This window comes from Aquibium carbonis (assembly GCF_003970795.1).
Taxonomy (GTDB): Bacteria; Pseudomonadota; Alphaproteobacteria; order Rhizobiales; family Rhizobiaceae; genus Aquibium; species Aquibium carbonis.
The window spans coordinates 47,719-64,999 of sequence record NZ_RWKW01000010.1; the positions used below are offsets into that span (position 1 = coordinate 47,719).

Sequence of the window (17,281 nt, forward strand, 5' to 3'; positions counted from 1 at the left end):
CTGCCGCCGGCCGATCAGATCGCCGAGACGGCCCAGTTGACCAGCGCCGCGGTCACGTCGGCAAACGCCCTGTCGAGCGCGGCCACGAAGGCGTCGTTGCCGGTGCCGACGACGGGCACAGCGGCCTCGAACCCGCGCGAGGCGCGCACGACGCCGTTCCGGTCGTTGAGAATGCGCACGAAGAACTCGACATGCGCGGTCTGACCACCCGTGGCGCGAATCTCGAAGGCACGGATGTCGACGGAGATCTGGTAGTCGATCGCCAGGCCTTCGCCCGGCCGTCCGACGCCGCCGAACTTGCCCGATTTCTGGAAAGCTTCGGCAAGCCGGGCCTGGATGACCTTCGGAAGCCGGTCGCCCCACTGCGCGCCGCCGAGGAACTCGATGGACGAAGGGGTGGGCTTCACGACGATGTTCTGGCCGTCGAGCGACTTCAGGGCCGTCGGTTCGGCGATCAGGATCTGCCGGCGTGTCTTGGCGCGGCCGACGGCGGCAAAGGACGGGTTGGTCAGCTCATAGGTGTCGAGCGCCCCGGGTCCCAGGCCCGGGATGGCCGCGCAACCCGACAGGATTGCGGTCAGCCCAAGAAATGCAACGAGTGATCGTACGCTCTTCACGCTTCCGTTCCCGATACGCGTCCGTGACGGCAAGCGCGTATGTCCCGCCTCGTGGTTTGTCTTGCGGGGATCAGGCGGCAAAGTCAACGGCGGACCCGTCCGTCATACTCGCGCACGGTGCCTTCACCGCCGGTGATGATGCGTTGCGGATTGCGCTCGAAGGACGAGATCGCCTCCTCGATCCGGTTGATGGACCGACGGCTGTCTCGAATCAGCGCTTCAGCATCCCTCAGACCGCCGCCGCTGAAGCGCGACAGATTGTCGAGGATGCCGCCGAGGCGGGCGTTCAGCGTGTCGGCCACGGTCCGGAAGGATCGCATCGTGGCCGACGCGTCGGCAAACAGCCCTTCCGCCTCGCCCGAGCCGAGCAGGTCGTCGACCTTGGCCAGCACACCGTCGACCCTGGTCGACGCCTGGCGAAGGTTGGACGCGACCTCCCTGGCGTCGGCGATGATGGCATCGACGTCGTCGGTCCGCGCCGAGAGGGTATCGGTAAAGGCGGCGACATCGTCGGCCGCCTTGCGAGCACCGGCCGCGGCTCCCGAGAAATCGTCGATGGCCCGGTTGACGACTTCCGCGTCCACTTCGGCCAGGATGGTGTCGACCTTCTTCAGGACGCCGTCGACCCGGGTCGACGCCTGCGCGAAATTGTCGGTGATGCTGCGCGCGTTGACGATGATCTGTTCGATGTCCTCGCCGCGCGCGTTGAAACGTTCGGTCAGGGAGGAGACGTCCCCCGCCGCCTTGCGGGCGTCGGCCGCGGCGCCCTCGATCGAGGTCAGCGCGTTCTCGACCTTGGCGGGATCGACACTCGCCAGGATCTCGTCGGCCCGGGCCAGCGTTCCCGACGCGTCGTCGGCGAAGCGGGTGATCGAGCCGGCTGCCTGGTCGATGCCGCCCTTGGCGCTGTCGAGAACCCCGTCGACCTTCGTCAGGGTGCCCGACGCCTGGGTCGACAGCCGATCGAAGGACGCAACCGCGGTCCCCACCCCGGTCTTGACCTCGTCGAGGATGCCATCGACGCGACCGAGCGTGCCATTGGCGTTCTCGGCGAACACACGCACCGAATCGGAAGTCTGCTCCACATTCGCGACGATGCGGTCGATGTCGGCCGAGGCGGTCCTCAGCGTCTGGGTGAAGGTTTCGACATTGCCGACGATGTTGGCGACCTGCTGGTGGTCGACGGCGCGGATCAGGTCCTCGGCGGCGGCAAGCGTCGAATCGAGGCGTACCGAGACGGTGCCGAGCGTCTTCGACAACTCGCCGAAATTGGCGAGGAATTCGTTCACGCCCTCGGCGTTGCTGGCGAGCGACTGCGAGAACGTCTCGACGTTCGTGACCGTGCTGGTCAACGGACCGCGCACGTCCTGGACGAAGCCTTCGAAATTGGTGACCGCCCGGTCGGCTCGCGAGAAGATGTCCTGCGCGGTCTGGAGCAGGTCGGTGACGGCCGACGGGCTCGCCTCGATCTCGGCGACCGTCCCATCCTCTTCCGCCTGCCTCAGCAGGTTGGCCTCCGCAGGATCACCTCCCTTGAGCTCGACATTGGCCTGGCCCGTCAGGCCGGCGATGCCGATGTCTGCGCGGGTGGAAACGGTGATGGGCGTGAGGCGGTCGACCTTGGCGTCGGCGATGGCGGCGCGCGGGTTGTTGATGTCGATGTAGACGCGCTGGATGTCGCCGACCTTGACGCCGTTGAACAGCACCGCGCTGCCGCGGCCGAGGCCCGCGGCCGAGCCGGGGATGCGAATGCGCAGCGTCGCGGTCTCGGTCGTGCTGTCGATGCCGTAGGCCCAGTACAGGGATCCGAACGTCGCCAGCATGGCCAGGACGACGAAGAGGCCGACGGCGACGTAGTTGGCTTTCGTGTCCATCAGCGAACGGCTCCGGCTGACACGTTGTTGTGGAGTGCTGCGGGATCGATCTGGCGTGCCCTCTTGCCCCGGAAGTAGGATTTCACCCAAGGCTCCTCTACGGTGAGCATATAGCTGATCGGTCCTTCGACGAGTACCTTCTTCTGGCCCAGGACGGCAACCCGGTCGCACACGGAGAAGAGGCTGTCCAGATCGTGGGTGACCATGTAGACGGTCAGCCCCATCGTGTCCCGGAGTTTCGCGACCAGTTCGTCGAACTCCGCGGCGCCGATCGGATCGAGACCCGACGTCGGTTCGTCGAGAAAGACGATCGCCGGATCGAGCGCCAGCGCGCGGGCGAGCGCGGCGCGCTTGATCATGCCGCCGGACAGCTGCGAGGGGAACTTGTTGGCGGCATTGGCGGGCAGTCCGACCAGCTCGATCTTCAGCCGGGCCAGTTCGTCCATCAGCTTCTTCGGCAGGTCGAGATATTCCCGCATCGGCACCTGCACGTTTTCCATCACCGACAGGCCGGAAAACAGCGCCCCGTGCTGAAACAGCATCCCCAGCCGCATGTCGAGCTGAACCCGCTGAGCATCGGTCACCTTGTCGGTGTCGACGCCGAACAGGTTGATGCTGCCGCCCTGCTTGCGGTTCAGGCCGAGCACGGTGCGCAGCAGCACCGATTTTCCGGCCCCAGACGCACCGACGAAGCCGAGGATCTCGCCGCGATAGACATCGAGCGACAGCCTGTCGAGGATGACCTGGTCGCCGAACGCGACCGTGACGTCGCGAACGGCGAGAATCACCTCGCGGTCTTGGTCTTCCAGCGTGTGGCTGGCCGTCGCCGTGTCCATCAATGCCCCAAGCCCGTTCTTCGCCATTCAGAAGTCGATCGCCGCATAGAACATGGCGAACAAGCCGTCGACAACGATCACCACGAAGATGGCCTTCACCACCGACGAGGTCACCTGGCGACCGAGCGACTCCGCGCTGCCACCGACCTTCATCCCCTCGACCGAGGCGATGAGCCCGATGATGATGCCCATGATTGGGGCCTTGAAAAGGCCGGACAGCAAGCTTGATTCGTCGATCGCGGCCGTCATGCGGTCGAAGAAGGCATCCGGGGTGATGCCCGAATAGGCCCAGGCGACCGCCATCGCCCCGGCGATGGCGGCGATGTTGGCGATGATGGTCAGCAGCGGCATGATGATCGCCAGCGCCACCAGGCGCGGGAAAACCAGCACGCCGATCGGGTTGAGCCCGATGACGGTGAGCGCGTCCACCTCCTCGCGCATCTTCATCGAGCCGATCTCGGCGGTGATGGCGCTGCCGGAGCGGCCCGCGATCATGATGGCCGTCAACAGCACGCCCATCTCACGCAGGACCAGGATGCCGACGAGGTCGACGACGAAGATTTCGGCGCCGAAGTAGCGCAGCTGGAAGGCGCCCTGCTGGGCCACGATGGCGCCCACGATCGTCGACATCAGGACGACGACCGGAATGGCGCCGATGCCCATCCTGTCGATCTGCATCGCCAGCGGGGCGAGATTGATCTTGCGGCCGCGTCGCCGCTTGTTCCCGCTCAGCGTCGCGCCGAGGATGTGCATGGCCAGCAGGAACTCGTCGCGCGCGTTGAAGACGCTGCGGCCGATCGATTCCATGAACGGGACGATACCGAACGGGCGGACCTCGGCGGGCGGCAGTTCCTGCAAGGCGGCGTCCTCGACCGCAGCCAGGAGCACGTCGAAGGCCGAGCGGCCGCCGGTCATCTCGACGGTTGCCCCCTTGCGCTCCTGGGCGACCGCCAGACGCTTGATGACCCAGGCCCCGGCGGTATCCATCTCACCCACGCCGGCGAGGTCGACGGCGATGCCGCGCACGCCCGGCTGGTCCTCCAGCGCGCGCATCTCGCGGTCGATGCGGCTGACGGTTCGCGTGGTCCAGTTGCCCGAGAGCGTGACGACCAGCCGTCCATCCTCGCTCGCGCCGCGCACCTTCGGGTGCGGCTCTGACGCGATCTCGGACGCACTTGCATCGGCTTGGTCTTTGGTCAACATGGCTCGCACTCATAGCGGCTGTGGTCGGGCGTGTCGATTTCTTGATGCGGCCGAACGCCTGTCGCGATCGCGAAAGCAGGCGTGATGTCCTTTTCCTTCCATGTCGAATCAGAACGGTTCCCGATCGCCGGCCGCTTTACCATCGCGCGCGGCTCGAAGACGGAGGCCGAAGTGGTGACCTGCGCCGTTTCCAGGGATGGTTTTGCCGGGCGCGGGGAATGCGTTCCCTACCGCCGCTACGGCGAGACGGTGGAGAGCGTGATCGACGCGATCGAATCGATGCGCCGCGATCTCGAGCGCGGCCTGTCGCGCGAGGATCTGCTCGAGGCCATGGGCCCGGGCGCGGCGCGCAACGCGATCGATTGCGCGCTGTGGGATCTCGAAGCCAAGACGCTCGGCCATGACGCCCACCAACGGGTCTGCCGCATCCTGCCGCGCCCGGTGGTCACCGCGCTGACGATCTCGCTCGGCGACCCGCAGGAAATGGCGGCTCAGGCCCGCGCCGCAGCCCATCGACCGGTGCTGAAGGTGAAGGTCGGCTCGTCGAACGACGTCGCCCGCATGCATGCCGTGGCAAGCGCGGCGCCCGACAGCCGGATCATCCTCGATGCCAACGAGGGCTGGACCGAGGACAACATCCGCGAAAACCTCATGGCGGCGGCGGAATTCCATGTCGCGCTGATCGAACAGCCGCTGCCCGCCGGGCAGGACGCCATCCTGCGCGAGATTCCGCATCCCGTTCCCATATGCGCCGACGAGAGCGTGCATGTGGCCGCCGATGTCGAGCACCTGGCCGGCCTCTATGATTTCGTCAACATCAAGCTCGACAAGGCCGGCGGCCTGACCGCGGCGATGGCCTTGCGCGACCGGGCGCGCGAGGCCGGTTTCGGCGTCATGGTCGGCTGCATGGTCGGAACGTCGCTGTCCATGGCGCCGGCGGTGCTGCTCGCCCAGGACGCCGACTACGTCGACCTCGACGGGCCTTTGCTGCTTGCCCGCGACCGCAGTCCCGGCCTGACCTACACCGGCTCGATCGTCTCGCCGCCGACCGCCGACGTCTGGGGCTAGCTGGCCCTCTTCCGGCCCAGCCGTGTCGCGGCGCCGGCCAGGACGAGGCCGCCCGACGCGATGACCGCCATGACGTAGAAGCCGTTCGCGCCCGCCGCCTCGAACAGCGGGCCGGAGCCGAGCGTGACGACGGCCATGCCGGCGCTGTTGGCGGCGAAGGCGATGCCTTGCGCCGCGCCGGTGCGTTCCTCGGGCACCGACTGCGCGATCATCTTCTGAAGGCCGAGCATGGCGAGGCCGGTGGACAGGCCGTGGAGGGCCTGCGTCGCCGCGAAGCCGGCCAGGCCCAGCCCAAGCGGCCAGATCATCGGCATCGCCGCCCAGCGCACCATTCCCGCGCCCGCCGACAGGGCAAGGATAGCCGCGGGCGACAGGTGGCCGAAGAAGCGGCGGTAAAGGACGAAGACGAGAACCTCGACGACGACCATTAGGGCCCACAGCATGCCCGCGGTGTCGGCGGCGATGCCTAGCGATTTCCAGTAGATCGAACCGAAGGCGTAAAGAAATCCGTGGCTTGCGATCAGCAGCCCGCCGCCCCCGACGAGCGCAAGAAAGGTCGGGTCGGACAGGACGCGGCCCGCTCCCGGAAAGTCGGCGGCCGACAACTGCGACGTCTTCCGCGGCCGGCCGAGCCGCGGCGCCAGCAGGCTGACGACGGCCATGCAGGCAAGCCCGCCGGTCAGGAGCACGGGCACGACGTTCGGCCCGTACCGTTCGAGGACGGCGCCTCCGACGAGATTGGCGACCAGGAAGGAGATCGTGCCCCAGATGCGCAGGCGCGAATAGTCGGCGCCGTAGCGTCGGACGCCGGAAAGCGCCAGCGAATCGGCCAGCGGCCCGTGCGGACTCCAAACGACGATGAGAAGCATCGACATGCCGAGCACGAAGGCGGCATCGGCGGGCAGGAAATAGCCGAGCGATATCAGGAGTGCGGCGAAGGCCATCACGATCAGCACGTAGGCCCTGTCGGGTGCGCGGTCGGCCAGCATGGTGATGACTGGCGCGGCGACGAGACGCACGAAGATCGGCATCGACAGGATCAGCGCCACCTCGCTGGCGGTGAAGCCCCGCTCCGCCAGCCAGAGCGGGAAATAGGGCAGATGGATGCCCATGGGCAGGAACAGCGCCGCAAACAGCAGCGACATGCGCAACTCGTAGTGCCGGGGCTTGACGGCTTGTTCCGGCGTGAGGGGCGGCAATTGCATGATGGTGCTTCGTGGGTGGCGGCGAAGGGCGCCGGCCTCCGTCGGGCCAACGGACGTCACCTAGCACGCGACGCTTCCGCCGCGAAGCGGCCCTCGCCGATCTCGTGATTGGTGCAGCGGCGCCGCCGCGTCAGGCCGCTTCGGCCGAATTCGGCAGGACCAGGGTGAGCGCCGGCTCCGGCGCCTCGTTCTCGGTCGCTGTCACCTTCGCCCAGACGAGGATCTCGAAGGTGCCGTCGTGGCGCTCGGCGACGGCGGTGCAGCTTTCCACCCAGTCGCCGGTGTTGATGTAGTCGACGTCGCCGAAGCGTTCAATGGCGGCGTGATGGATATGCCCGCAGATGACGCCGTCGACCCGCGAGCGGCGCGCTTCCTCGGCCACGACCTCCTGGAACGAGCCGATGAAGTTGACCGCGTGCTTGACCTTCACCTTGGCCCAGGACGAAAACGACCAGTAGGGCATGCCGAGGTAGCGGCGCACGCGGTGGACGGCGCGGTTCACCAAGATGGCGACGTCGTAGGCCTTGTCGCCGAGATAGGCCAGCCAGCGGACATTGTGCACGATTGTATCGAACTGGTCGCCGTGAATGACGAGGAAGCGGCGCCCGTCGGCGGTTTCGTGGATGGCGCGATCGGCCACCACGATGCCGCCGAAATGCACGCCCTGGAAGCCGCGCAGGAACTCGTCATGATTGCCGGCGATGTAGATGATCTCGGCGCCCTTGCGCGCCTTTCGCAGCAGTTTCTGCACGACATCGTTGTGCGCCTGCGGCCAGTGCCAGGAGCGCCTGAGCCGCCAGCCATCGACGATGTCGCCGACGAGATAGATGCGATCGGCGTCGTGGAACCGCAGGAAATCGATCAGGAATTCCGCTTTGGCGGGTTTCGAGCCCAGATGCACGTCAGACAGGAACAGCGTGCGGAAGTGGCGTGTCGGCTCGCTTTTCATCATCTGATCCAGGCTCCGGCTGCGGCAAGCCAAGACACGATTCATGTCACAGGCTTATGACGGTTGTGGAATGAAGCAGGCAGGGCTAGACCTTCCGGGCAACGGAGAAACGGCTATGGATCTCGGCATCAAGGGTCGCAAGGCGATCGTGTGCGCCTCCAGCAAGGGGCTCGGGCTTGGCTGTGCCAGCGCGCTCGCCGAAGCCGGCTGCGACCTCGTGATCAACGGTCGCGACACCGACGTCCTCGCTGCCGCCGCGCGTGGGCTGCGCGAGCGCTTCGGCGTCACCGTCGAGGAGGTCGCGGGCGACGTGTCGGCGCCGCAGGTGCAGAAAGCCCTCCTGACGGCCTGTCCCGCCCCCGACATCCTGGTCAACAACAATGGCGGGCCGCCGCTGCGCGACTTCCGCCAACTCGATCGGGCCGCGATGCTCGACGGCGTCACGCAGAACATGATCACGCCGATCGAACTGATCCAGGCGGTCGTCGACGGCATGGCCGAGCGCGGTTTCGGCCGCATCGTCAACATCACCTCGCTCTCGGTCTACCAGCCCATCCCCGGCCTCGACCTGTCGTCGGGCGCACGCGCCGGGTTGACCGCCTTTCTGGCAGGCGTCGCCCGCACGGTCGCCAACCGCAACGTGACGATCAACGCGATCCTGCCCGGCAAGTTCGACACCGACCGCATCCGCAAGACCGTGGTCTTCGCCGCCGAAAAGTCGGGCGTCAGCCTCGAGGAGCAGACGCGGCGGACGGAGCAGGCGATTCCCGCCGGCCGGCTCGGCAAGCCGGAAGAGTTCGGCCGGGCCTGCGCCTTCCTGTGCTCGGAGCATGCCGGCTACATCACCGGCCAGAATCTCATCCTCGACGGCGGCTTTTTCAACAGCGCGTTCTGAGCGGACCACGCACGGCCTTTGCAATCAACATTCGGAGGAACCTTCCTTGAAACTCGTCAGATTTGGTCCAGCGGGCCACGAAAGACCCGGCATCGTCGATGCCGATGGCGCCATCCGCGATGTCTCCTCGCTGGTTCCCGACTTCGGGCCGGAAACGATCTCGCCGGCGCTGAAGGCCACACTTGAGCGTGCCGACATCGCCGCGCTGCCGGCTGCGCCGGAGGGCGTGCGCATCGGCGCACCGGTCAGGCGTATCGGCCACTTCATCGCCATCGGTCTCAACTATGCCGACCACGCGGCCGAAACCGGCGCGGCGATCCCCAAGGAGCCGATCGTGTTCTCCAAGGCGCCGAGCTGCCTGTCCGGCCCGAACGACGACGTTTTGATGCCGAAAGGCTCCGTCAAGCTCGACTGGGAGGTGGAGCTTGCGATCGTCATCGGCGAGCGCTGCGACTACGTCTCCAGGGAAGACGCGCTGTCGAAGGTTTTCGGCTACGCGCTGTGCAACGACGTGTCCGAGCGCGAATACCAGGCCGAGCGCGGCGGCCAGTGGATCAAGGGCAAGAGCGCGCCGACCTTCGGCCCGCTCGGCCCCTGGATCGTCACGGCCGACCAGGTTCCGGATCCGCAGAACCTGTCGATGTTCCTCGACGTCAATGGCGAGCGCGCGCAGACCGGCTCGACCGCGACGATGATCTTCACCTGCGCCGAGATCGTCTCCTACCTGTCGGAGTTCATGGTGCTCGAACCCGGCGACGTCATCACCACCGGCACGCCGCCCGGCGTCGGCCTCGGCATGAAGCCGCCGCGCTTCCTCAAGGTCGGCGACACCATGCATCTCGGCATCGAGGGGCTTGGCGAGCAGCGCCAGACCGTCATCGCGCGCTAAGGCGCCGACCGGGTGGCGGGCGCCACCCGGTCCAGGCTCGCGCGCATCGTCTTGCGCGCGAGGCCGCCGATGATCGTGCATCCGCCTTCCAAGCCTGCCTGGAACGGTCTTGCCGAGACACGCCCGACAGCGTCTCACATCTTCTTCGGCAGGTAGACGAAGGTCACCACGCCGCACGTCGCCACGAAGAGGCCGAGCGTGACGAAGACGGAGCCGAGCCCGAAGAAGGCCAGCGTCACGGAGTAGACCAGCGGCGGCAGCAGTTCCGAGAGGTCGAGATAGGTGCGGTACACGGCCGTCATCCGCGCCCGCTCCCACACGTGGACGCTGCGCATGAAGGCGGTCGATCCGAGCGCGTCGAGCGCGATGCAGAAGAACGCCGCCAGTAGCAAGAAGGCTGCAGCCGCGATCGGCGCCGCCTCGCCGGCAATCCCCGCGGCGACCAGCATCGCGGCGGTGGCAAAGAAGGCGAAGCTCATCGTGTTGCGCGCGCCAAAGCGGCGCCCCGCCCAGCCCCAGATCAGCGCCGAGAACAGAAGCGCGTTGGCGGCGGAAACCACCAGTCCGCCGGCCAGTTCGCCTTGCCCGGTCGAAACCATCAGGATGGGCGCATAGACGAACAGCGTCGTCCAGAAGCAGGAGCGGCCGAACGCGATCAGCCAGGCGAGCCTCAGCCGCGGCTGGCGCAGGAACCGTCCGATGTTGGCGAGCGGGCTCGCGGGACGGGTCGTTCCGGGACGGATCATCGGATTGTCGCCCAGCCGGAAGAACCAGAACAGGCAAAGCAGCAACAACCCGGTGACGATCGGAACCGCCTGCGCGGCGAGGATTCCGTAGTTGACGTAGAGCGCCACGCCGAGCGTGGGTCCTCCCGTCCAGGCGAAGGTCGACCAGGCCATGCGCATGGATTCGGCCCGGATGAACTGCGTCTTGCGAATGTGGTCCATGATGTAGAGGTTGAGCGTGATCGACAGCGCGCTCGCGCCCATCACCCGGCAGAGCATGCCGGCCATCTGGCTCCACAGCCATGGCGTCAGGAACAGAAGCGCGCCGAGGATCAGCCCGGCGACGCCGGCCGTGTAGACCCAGCGCCGGGCGAAGCGCTCGATCAGCAGCGGCATGAACAGGGTGACGGAGATTCCGGCGAAGGCCACCCCGGTATAGACCAGCGACACCGCCTGCTCGTCGCGCAGGATGTCGTAGATCTGGATGGGGATGACGCTCGACACCGAGGCACGCGCGAAGGATTCGACGGCGTAGAGAATCGCGAACGTATGCGCGCCGGGCGTCTTCAGCGCCGGAAGCCAGATCGGATGCCGGACCTGAGTCGCCATGATGTCCCGCGTTTTCGCCAGAGCGACATGTGGCAGGCGCCGCCGGGCGGCGGATGACAGGAATGCGACCCGTTCATGACGCAAAAACGCTTGGGGGCATCGACATCGACGTTGCCCGCACGCACCCCGCGGACAGGCCGACGGAGATTTGAATCGCCGAATGCCGACGGCGCGCGTTTCCTGTGCTATCGCAGCAACGGAACCGCCATGACCACGCCCGATCACGCCATGCCAGCCCACGTCCAGCACCGCCGCATCGAGACGATCGACCTCGCCCGCGGCGTGGCGCTCGTGGCCATGGCCATCTATCATTTCACCTGGGATCTCGAGTTCTTCGGCTATCTCCAGGCCGGAACCACGACGGTGGGCGGCTGGAAGCTGTTTGCCCGCGCCATCGCCTCGTCCTTCCTGTTCCTCGTCGGCGTCAGCCTGTTTCTCGCCCATGCGCGCGGCGTGCGCTGGCGCGGCTTCGGACTTCGCATGGCGATGGTCGCGGGTGCCGCCTTCGCGATCAGCATCGCGACCTGGTTCGCGATCCCGGAAACCTTCATTTTCTTCGGCATCCTGCACCAGATCGCGCTGGCAAGCCTGCTCGGTCTTGCCTTCCTGCGGTTGCCCTGGCCGCTCGTGATGGTGCTTGCGGCGGGCGTGATCGCCGCTCCGGCCTGGCTCACCTCTCCGGTCTTCGATCCCGCCTGGCTGTGGTGGACGGGTCTGTCGGAAACGCGACCGCGGTCCAACGACTTCGTGCCGCTGTTCCCTTGGTTCGGCGCCGTTCTCGCCGGCATCGCGGCGGCGATGCTCGCCGAGCGCAGCGGACTGTTCGACCGGCTGTCGCGCGTATCCGCTCCCCGCTGGGGCACGCCGCTTCTGTTCCTGGGCCGGCACAGCCTGGCCTTCTACCTGATCCACCAGCCGGTGCTGATCGCCTGCGTTTTCGTCTTCGCCCAGATCGTGCCGCCGCAGGTCGAATCCCGGCAGGTCCAGTTCCGCCAGGCCTGCGAACGCACCTGTTCCACCGAACGCGACGAGGAATTCTGCAACGTCTATTGCGTCTGCATGCTCGATGCGCTCGAGGATGGGAACATGCTCGACGGACTGTTTTCCGGCCGGCAGAATGAGACGGATCGGCAGTCCATCGCGGCGCTCGCCGAAATCTGCACGGACGAGACCGAGCGCGGCTTCGAAACGGGAGGGACCGAATGAACGCCTATGACGCGCGACCCAACCGGCTGCCATGGCCGCCGATGATCTACCTGGTGGCGATCGTGCTTGCCGCCGCCCTCTCCTGGACGGTTCCCCTGCCCTGGATCCCGAGCCCGCTGTCCGACATCCTGTTTGCGATCGGGATCGTGACCATCGCGGGCGTGGTGGCGATCGACGTGTCGGCCATGCGCACCCTCCACAAGGCCCGCACGACGATCATGCCGCATCGCGGATCGGAGCATCTCGTGACCGGCGGCCCGTTTTCCTTCACCCGCAACCCGATCTACCTCGCCAACACGATGCTCACCGTGGCCATCGGCCTGATCGCCGGCAGCGTCTGGTTCCTTGCCTTTGCGCTCGCGGCCGCCTTCGCGACGCAGAAACTCGCCATCGAGCGCGAGGAAAAGCACCTCGAAGCGCGCTTCGGCAAGAAGTACCGGGACTATCGCAAGAAGGTGCGGCGCTGGATCTGACGGCCGGCTGCCGCTGCGGCACGTCAGGTGTTGACGCCGAGTTCCACCAGACGCTCGACGCAGGACTCCTCCGCCTGGTCGAGTTCGGCGAGGGTTTCCTCCAGGTCGCGGCGCTTCTGGCGCAGATCGCCGCGCTTTTCCTCGATGCGCTTGATCATCAGCTTCAACTGGCCGACTTCGCCGGGCGGTTCGCGATACATCTGGATGATCTCGCGGATCTCGGAGATCGAGAAGCCGAGACGCTTGCCGCGCATGATCTGCTTGACCAGATGCCGGTCGGACGGCCGAAACAAGCGCGTGCGGCCGCGCCGGACCGGCTGGATCAGCCCTTCGTCCTCGTAGAAGCGCAAGGTGCGGGTCGAGATTTCGAATTCGCGGGTCAGTTCCGTGATCGTGTAGTATTCCCGCATCCCATGCCCGCCTAAACCGATTTCAGTGATGAAATCATTGGCATGGCATTTACGTAAAAGTCAATTGCGCCTGTATCGAGAGGTGATCCACCCATCGGGTCTGCGCCTGAGATCGGCCGACCTCACGCCGCTGCGGTAGTCCCCTACCAGGATGTTTCGCCTTCCGGCTCCACGAACCGGCCCGAAACGGCGCCTTCGGCCAGCAAGGCATATCGAACGGGCAACGCTGCCCCTTCCTGGGCCGTCATGAATCCGGTGTGCCCGGTCAGGTCGGTCATCACGTAGCCGGGGCTGACCGAATTGACCGCGATCGCGCTGTCGCTCAATTCCGCCGCGAGTTGCACCGTCAGCATGTTGAGCGCGGCCTTGGACGCGTTGTAGCCGATCAGACGGGCCGAGTAGTACGGGGATGTCGGATCGCCGTTGACGGAGAGGGAGCCGAGCGAACTCGACAGGTTGACGATGCGGCCAGCCGGGGACCGGCGCAACAGCGGCAGCATCGCCTGCGATACAGCCAGGGCGCCGATGAAATTCGTGTCCATGATCCGCCGGACCGCCTCGGCAGAGGCGTGGCTTGGAGGACCGTCATTGGCATCGACGATGCCGGCATTGTTGACCAGAATGTCCAGCCGGCCATGCTCGGCGTCGATCGTCTTGACCGCCGCGTCGATACTGGCCGCGTCGGTCACGTCGATCCGGATCGCGCGTCCCCGGAACCCCTCCAACGTCAGGTCCTCGACCGCCGCACGTCCGCGTTCGAGATCGCGGGCGCCGAGGAAGACGAAGACACCGGATTGGGCCAGCTGGCGGGCGATCTCCAGGCCGATGCCCTTGTTTGCGCCGGTGACGAGGGCAATTCGCGAATGATCGGGCACAGGGTTGTTCCTTTCAGGATGGTTGATTGTGCCTCCCAGATATATGAAGGATCATTCAGTTTGAGGATTCGCATATGGCGTCGACGACACCCGCCCACCTGACCCCGCGCAAAAGGCCGCGCCAGGCGCGCGCGACGGCCACGGTCGACGCGATTTTCGAGGCGACCATTCAGGTTTTGCTGACCGACGGACCACACCGTCTGACGACCACGCGGGTCGCCGCGCGGGCCGGCGTGTCCGTCGGCACCATGTACCAATACTTCCCGCACAAGCAGGCACTTTTCTACGCCCTGAACGAACGCTACCTCGACGATCTGGCCGAAACGGTGCGGAACACATGCGAGGCCCGGCACGGGGCGCCGATCGTGGACATGGTCCAAGCGCTCGTGACGACCTACTGGGACGCGAAGACGAAACGGCCGGAGGTGACCCGCGCTCTATACCGCTCGGTGGTGGAACTGGACAACGAAGCCTTGCTCGAGGCTTTCGCCAGGCGCGTCGATGCCGCGACCGCGGCGATGTTCGCCAGCGCGTCCGATGCCGGCTTCGCCGATCTGCCGGTCGTGAACCTGACGCTGCTGACGACGATCTTCGGGTCCGTCCGCAGCGTCTTCGAACGCAACCTGCCCGCCGACGAAGCCGCCGCCGTGCGAAGGCAGTTGATCCTCATGTGCGTCGCCTATCTCGATGCCGTCCGTCTGCGGCCAGACCCGCCTGCCGGCTAGGATCTAGGGCAGCGGCCCGAACCTGATCCGGAAGCGGCGGTTCTCCCGGCCCTTCTTCTCGATCTTGGCGATGTGGATGGCGCCGACCTCCTGCGTCTCGGAGACATGGGTTCCGCCACAGGGCTGGCTGTCGATCGACGCTTCCGCGCCGATGCACACGAGGCGGATACGACCGGCGCCCGACGGAGGCCGCACGTTCTTCGACTTCACCAGCCCCGGATTGGCGGCGAGTTCATCGGCGGTGATCCAGCGGTTGAAGATCGGATGGTTGCCGTCCACGAGGTCCATCATGGCCTGCGTCACGCCTTCGCGGGTGATGCCCGCGTCCGGCAGGTCGAAATCGACGCGCGACTCCTCCTCGCCGACCGAGGCGCCGGTAATCGGATAGGGGCAGACGACGCTGAGCAAATGGCAGGCCGTGTGCATGCGCATCAGCCTGTAGCGGCGGTCCCAGTCGATGTGCAGCACCAGAGTTTCGCCGACGGCGGGCGTCGGCTGGTCGGGTGCCGGCACGTGGATGATCTCGTCCTTGGTCTCGCCGGTGATGGTGCCGGCGATGGCGATCCGCGACCCGTCGGCGCGCTCGAAAAAACCCGTGTCGCCCGGCTGGCCGCCGGAGGTGGCGTAGAAACTCGTTCGGTCGAGGATGATGCCGCCACGCTCGTTGACGGCCACCACCGTGCCTTCCGCCGTCGACAGATAGGCATCCTCGCGAAACAGGATCTCGGTGGTGTGGCTCATCACGCGTCGACCTTCTCGTAGGGGACGGCGATGTCGACGGTCTTCTCCATCCAGCCCGGAACCGGCAGGTTCTTGCCGCGCAGGAATTCGGGATTGAAGAGCTTCGACTGGTAGCGCGTGCCGTAGTCGCACAGGATGGTCACGATCATATGGCCCGGCCCCATCGCCCGCGCCATGCGGATCGCGCCGGCGATGTTGATGCCCGACGAGCCGCCGAGACAGAGCCCTTCGTCCTGGACGAGGTCGAAGACGATCGGCAGCGCCTCATCGTCTGGAACCTGGAAGGAGAAGTCGGGCGCAAAACCCTCGAGATTGGCGGTGATGCGTCCCTGGCCGATGCCTTCCGTGATCGACGATCCTTCCGACTTCAGGACCCCCTCGGTGTAGAAGGAATGGAGCGCTGCGCCGAGCGGATCGGCGAGCCCGATCTTCACGTCCTTGCTCCGGCCCTTCAGCCCCATGGCGACGCCGGCCAGCGTGCCGCCGGTGCCGACCGCCGAGACGAAGCCGTCGACCTTGCCGTCGGTCTGGTGCCAGATTTCCTCGGCCGTGGTTGCGATGTGACCCTCGCGATTGGCGACGTTGTCGAACTGGTTGGCCCAGATCGCGCCATTGGGCTCGGTCTTCGCCAGTTGCTCGGCCAGCCTGCCCGACAGCTTCACGTAGTTGTTGGGGTTCTTGTAGGGGACGGCCGGCACCTCGATCAGTTCGGCCCCGAGCAGCCGAAGCGCGTGCTTCTTCTCCTGGCTCTGTGTGTCGGGAATGACGATCACCGTACGATAGCCGAGCGCCTTGGCGACGACCGTCAGCCCGATGCCGGTGTTGCCGGCGGTGCCTTCAACGATCACACCGCCGGGCCGCAACAGGCCCTTCTTCTCCGCATCGCGGATGATGAACAGTCCGGCGCGGTCCTTGACCGACTGGCCGGGGTTCATGAATTCGGCCTTGCCGAGGATTTCGCAGCCGGTTTCCTCCGAAGCGCGGCGCAGGCGGATCAGCGGCGTGTTTCCGATCGCTTCGATGACGGAACGATACATGGGGCTTTTCCTTCCTGTCGGATTCCGCGCGTGTTCACGGTCGTCGCGCCGTTTGCGGATGGTTTTTCTGGTCTACGAAGCAAGACCCGTGCTTTCAAGAAGGGATTTTTCGCCAAAGAGGCGTTCCGCGCCATATTCGCCCGACTGGTCGGGCCGATGCGAAAAACGTCGATTGATCCAATGGCCGGCCTTGCTCGTATGTGGCGAAAAGGCACAAATCAGAATAGATTGCGAAGCAGAACGACGATGGCAGAGCAAAGACGAGGCCCGATGACATCCGATGCCACCGATACGATCGACACGCTGATTGCGCGGTACGTCGCTGGCAACCTGCCGACGCCCGCGCGCGTGCTCGTCGCTTCGCACCTGGAACTGAATCCGCGCAGCCGGGCGTTGGCGCGCGGACTCGAGGTCATGGCCGGCGAGGAACTCGAACTGGAGACGCCAAGGCCGATCAGGGATCCGAAGAACCGGCTTGCGGCCATCCTCGGCAGCGATGCCCCCGCGCCGATCATTCTTCCGCCGCAGCCAGCCAATGCCATCTATCCGCGCGCGCTTCGCGACTATGTCGGCTTCGACGCCGACGAGACGCCGTGGCGCACCAAGATGCCAGGCTTCCGCGAGCACGATCTCGGCGAGATCGAGGGTTTCCACGTGTCGCTTTTCTGGATTCGGCCCGGCCGGCGCATTCCCACCCACACGCATGGCGGCGTGGAACTGTCGCTGGTGCTCGACGGCGCGTTCACCGACGTTCACGGCCGCTACGGTCGCGGCGACATCTCGATCGCCGACGAGACGGTGGAGCACCGGCCAACTGCCGAAATGGACCGGCCCTGCATCGGCATGGCGATCACCGACGCGCCGCTGAAGCTGACCGGGTCGATCCCGCGTCGCCTGATGGACATCATCGGAGGCTGAGCGCCGCTGGTCGAGGCCGGCCTCAT

The 17,281-nt window shown here is 66.2% G+C and carries 18 protein-coding genes; 7 read left to right on the forward strand and 11 right to left on the reverse strand.

The features are described from left to right. Positions 1-14: 14 nt before the first annotated feature. The 4 genes from EJC49_RS03505 to EJC49_RS03520 all read right to left on the reverse strand — a co-directional run bounded on the left by EJC49_RS03505 (position 15) and on the right by EJC49_RS03520 (position 4,530). The gene (locus EJC49_RS03505; RefSeq protein ID WP_170314595.1) at positions 15-617 is read right to left on the reverse strand and encodes an ABC-type transport auxiliary lipoprotein family protein; all 603 of its coding nucleotides are present in this window, start codon (positions 615-617) and stop codon (positions 15-17) included. A gap of 83 nt (positions 618-700) precedes the next feature. Continuing rightward, complete coding sequence (locus EJC49_RS03510) at positions 701-2,491, reverse strand: MlaD family protein (RefSeq protein WP_126698077.1); 1,791 nt, start codon at positions 2,489-2,491, stop codon at positions 701-703. Next, positions 2,491-3,327, reverse strand: a complete 837-nt coding sequence (locus tag EJC49_RS03515) for an ABC transporter ATP-binding protein (RefSeq protein WP_126698125.1) — start codon at positions 3,325-3,327, stop codon at positions 2,491-2,493. The genes EJC49_RS03510 and EJC49_RS03515 overlap by 1 nt, the downstream gene beginning before the upstream one ends. A gap of 27 nt (positions 3,328-3,354) precedes the next feature. Then, positions 3,355-4,530, reverse strand: a complete 1,176-nt coding sequence (locus EJC49_RS03520; RefSeq protein WP_126698078.1) for an ABC transporter permease — start codon at positions 4,528-4,530, stop codon at positions 3,355-3,357. Positions 4,531-4,614: 84 nt separating this feature from the next. Here EJC49_RS03520 and dgcA point away from each other — a divergent pair, with 84 nt between their 5' ends. After that, on the forward strand, positions 4,615-5,598 hold the full coding sequence (dgcA, locus tag EJC49_RS03525; RefSeq protein ID WP_126698079.1) for an N-acetyl-D-Glu racemase DgcA: 984 nt from the start codon (positions 4,615-4,617) through the stop codon (positions 5,596-5,598). Here dgcA and EJC49_RS03530 read toward each other — a convergent pair. Beyond that, positions 5,595-6,803, reverse strand: a complete 1,209-nt coding sequence (locus EJC49_RS03530) for an MFS transporter (RefSeq protein WP_126698080.1) — start codon at positions 6,801-6,803, stop codon at positions 5,595-5,597. The two genes, dgcA and EJC49_RS03530, sit on opposite strands and share 4 nt — an antisense overlap. Positions 6,804-6,933: 130 nt before the next feature. After that, positions 6,934-7,752 (reverse strand): UDP-2,3-diacylglucosamine diphosphatase, encoded by an 819-nt coding sequence (locus EJC49_RS03535; protein ID WP_126698126.1) that lies wholly within the window; start codon positions 7,750-7,752, stop codon positions 6,934-6,936. A gap of 115 nt (positions 7,753-7,867) precedes the next feature. On the opposite strand from EJC49_RS03535, the gene EJC49_RS03540 reads away from it, so the two are divergent. Together EJC49_RS03540 and EJC49_RS03545 are read left to right on the forward strand one after the other, a co-directional pair. Further along, a complete protein-coding gene (locus EJC49_RS03540; RefSeq protein WP_126698081.1) occupies positions 7,868-8,647 on the forward strand; it encodes an SDR family oxidoreductase in 780 nt (259 codons plus the stop codon). Between the two features lie 46 nt (positions 8,648-8,693). Further along, positions 8,694-9,536 (forward strand): fumarylacetoacetate hydrolase family protein, encoded by an 843-nt coding sequence (locus tag EJC49_RS03545; RefSeq protein ID WP_126698082.1) that lies wholly within the window; start codon positions 8,694-8,696, stop codon positions 9,534-9,536. Between the two features lie 134 nt (positions 9,537-9,670). On the opposite strand, the gene EJC49_RS03550 is transcribed toward EJC49_RS03545, so the two are convergent. Further along, a complete protein-coding gene (locus tag EJC49_RS03550) occupies positions 9,671-10,870 on the reverse strand; it encodes an MFS transporter (RefSeq protein WP_126698083.1) in 1,200 nt (399 codons plus the stop codon). A 207-nt stretch (positions 10,871-11,077) separates the two neighbouring features. On the opposite strand from EJC49_RS03550, the gene EJC49_RS03555 reads away from it, so the two are divergent. Next, positions 11,078-12,076 carry a heparan-alpha-glucosaminide N-acetyltransferase gene (locus EJC49_RS03555; RefSeq protein ID WP_126698084.1) on the forward strand — a complete coding sequence of 333 codons (999 nt, stop codon included), beginning with the start codon at positions 11,078-11,080 and terminating at the stop codon, positions 12,074-12,076. Beyond that, positions 12,073-12,549, forward strand: coding sequence for a methyltransferase family protein (locus tag EJC49_RS03560; protein WP_126698085.1), 477 nt, complete (start codon positions 12,073-12,075; stop codon positions 12,547-12,549). Before EJC49_RS03555 ends, EJC49_RS03560 begins: the two co-directional genes overlap by 4 nt. A 23-nt stretch (positions 12,550-12,572) precedes the next feature. Here the strand turns inward: EJC49_RS03560 and EJC49_RS03565 are convergent, their stop codons facing one another. Continuing rightward, positions 12,573-12,959 carry a MerR family transcriptional regulator gene (locus EJC49_RS03565; RefSeq protein WP_126698086.1) on the reverse strand — a complete coding sequence of 129 codons (387 nt, stop codon included), beginning with the start codon at positions 12,957-12,959 and terminating at the stop codon, positions 12,573-12,575. A gap of 143 nt (positions 12,960-13,102) precedes the next feature. Beyond that, positions 13,103-13,834: an SDR family oxidoreductase gene (locus tag EJC49_RS03570; RefSeq protein WP_126698087.1), complete on the reverse strand. Its 732-nt coding sequence runs from the start codon at positions 13,832-13,834 to the stop codon at positions 13,103-13,105. Positions 13,835-13,908: 74 nt separating this feature from the next. Here EJC49_RS03570 and EJC49_RS03575 point away from each other — a divergent pair, with 74 nt between their 5' ends. After that, on the forward strand, positions 13,909-14,559 hold the full coding sequence (locus tag EJC49_RS03575; RefSeq protein WP_126698088.1) for a TetR/AcrR family transcriptional regulator: 651 nt from the start codon (positions 13,909-13,911) through the stop codon (positions 14,557-14,559). A 3-nt stretch (positions 14,560-14,562) separates the two neighbouring features. Here EJC49_RS03575 and EJC49_RS03580 read toward each other — a convergent pair whose 3' ends face one another. Both EJC49_RS03580 and EJC49_RS03585 read right to left on the reverse strand, forming a co-directional pair. Further along, complete coding sequence (locus EJC49_RS03580) at positions 14,563-15,300, reverse strand: alanyl-tRNA editing protein (RefSeq protein ID WP_126698089.1); 738 nt, start codon at positions 15,298-15,300, stop codon at positions 14,563-14,565. After that, a complete protein-coding gene (locus EJC49_RS03585; protein WP_126698090.1) occupies positions 15,300-16,337 on the reverse strand; it encodes a cysteine synthase A in 1,038 nt (345 codons plus the stop codon). The genes EJC49_RS03580 and EJC49_RS03585 overlap by 1 nt, the downstream gene beginning before the upstream one ends. Positions 16,338-16,607: 270 nt before the next feature. Here EJC49_RS03585 and EJC49_RS03590 point away from each other — a divergent pair, with 270 nt between their 5' ends. After that, positions 16,608-17,255: a ChrR family anti-sigma-E factor gene (locus EJC49_RS03590; RefSeq protein WP_126698091.1), complete on the forward strand. Its 648-nt coding sequence runs from the start codon at positions 16,608-16,610 to the stop codon at positions 17,253-17,255. Positions 17,256-17,281 lie beyond the last annotated feature (26 nt).

Excerpts from the sequence above, each read along its gene's own strand:
- EJC49_RS03510 (WP_126698077.1), bottom strand. The coding sequence starts at position 2,491 with ATGGACACGAAAGCCAACTACGTCGCCGTCGGCCTCTTCGTCGTCCTG.
- EJC49_RS03515 (WP_126698125.1), bottom strand. The coding sequence starts at position 3,327 with ATGGACACGGCGACGGCCAGCCACACGCTGGAAGACCAAGACCGCGAG.
- EJC49_RS03520 (WP_126698078.1), bottom strand. The coding sequence starts at position 4,530 with ATGTTGACCAAAGACCAAGCCGATGCAAGTGCGTCCGAGATCGCGTCA.
- dgcA (WP_126698079.1), top strand. The coding sequence starts at position 4,615 with ATGTCCTTTTCCTTCCATGTCGAATCAGAACGGTTCCCGATCGCCGGC.
- EJC49_RS03530 (WP_126698080.1), bottom strand. The coding sequence starts at position 6,803 with ATGCAATTGCCGCCCCTCACGCCGGAACAAGCCGTCAAGCCCCGGCAC.
- EJC49_RS03535 (WP_126698126.1), bottom strand. The coding sequence starts at position 7,752 with ATGAAAAGCGAGCCGACACGCCACTTCCGCACGCTGTTCCTGTCTGAC.
- EJC49_RS03540 (WP_126698081.1), top strand. The coding sequence starts at position 7,868 with ATGGATCTCGGCATCAAGGGTCGCAAGGCGATCGTGTGCGCCTCCAGC.
- EJC49_RS03550 (WP_126698083.1), bottom strand. The coding sequence starts at position 10,870 with ATGGCGACTCAGGTCCGGCATCCGATCTGGCTTCCGGCGCTGAAGACG.
- EJC49_RS03555 (WP_126698084.1), top strand. The coding sequence starts at position 11,078 with ATGACCACGCCCGATCACGCCATGCCAGCCCACGTCCAGCACCGCCGC.
- EJC49_RS03560 (WP_126698085.1), top strand. The coding sequence starts at position 12,073 with ATGAACGCCTATGACGCGCGACCCAACCGGCTGCCATGGCCGCCGATG.
- EJC49_RS03565 (WP_126698086.1), bottom strand. The coding sequence starts at position 12,959 with ATGCGGGAATACTACACGATCACGGAACTGACCCGCGAATTCGAAATC.
- EJC49_RS03575 (WP_126698088.1), top strand. The coding sequence starts at position 13,909 with ATGGCGTCGACGACACCCGCCCACCTGACCCCGCGCAAAAGGCCGCGC.
- EJC49_RS03580 (WP_126698089.1), bottom strand. The coding sequence starts at position 15,300 with ATGAGCCACACCACCGAGATCCTGTTTCGCGAGGATGCCTATCTGTCG.
- EJC49_RS03585 (WP_126698090.1), bottom strand. The coding sequence starts at position 16,337 with ATGTATCGTTCCGTCATCGAAGCGATCGGAAACACGCCGCTGATCCGC.
- EJC49_RS03590 (WP_126698091.1), top strand. The coding sequence starts at position 16,608 with ATGACATCCGATGCCACCGATACGATCGACACGCTGATTGCGCGGTAC.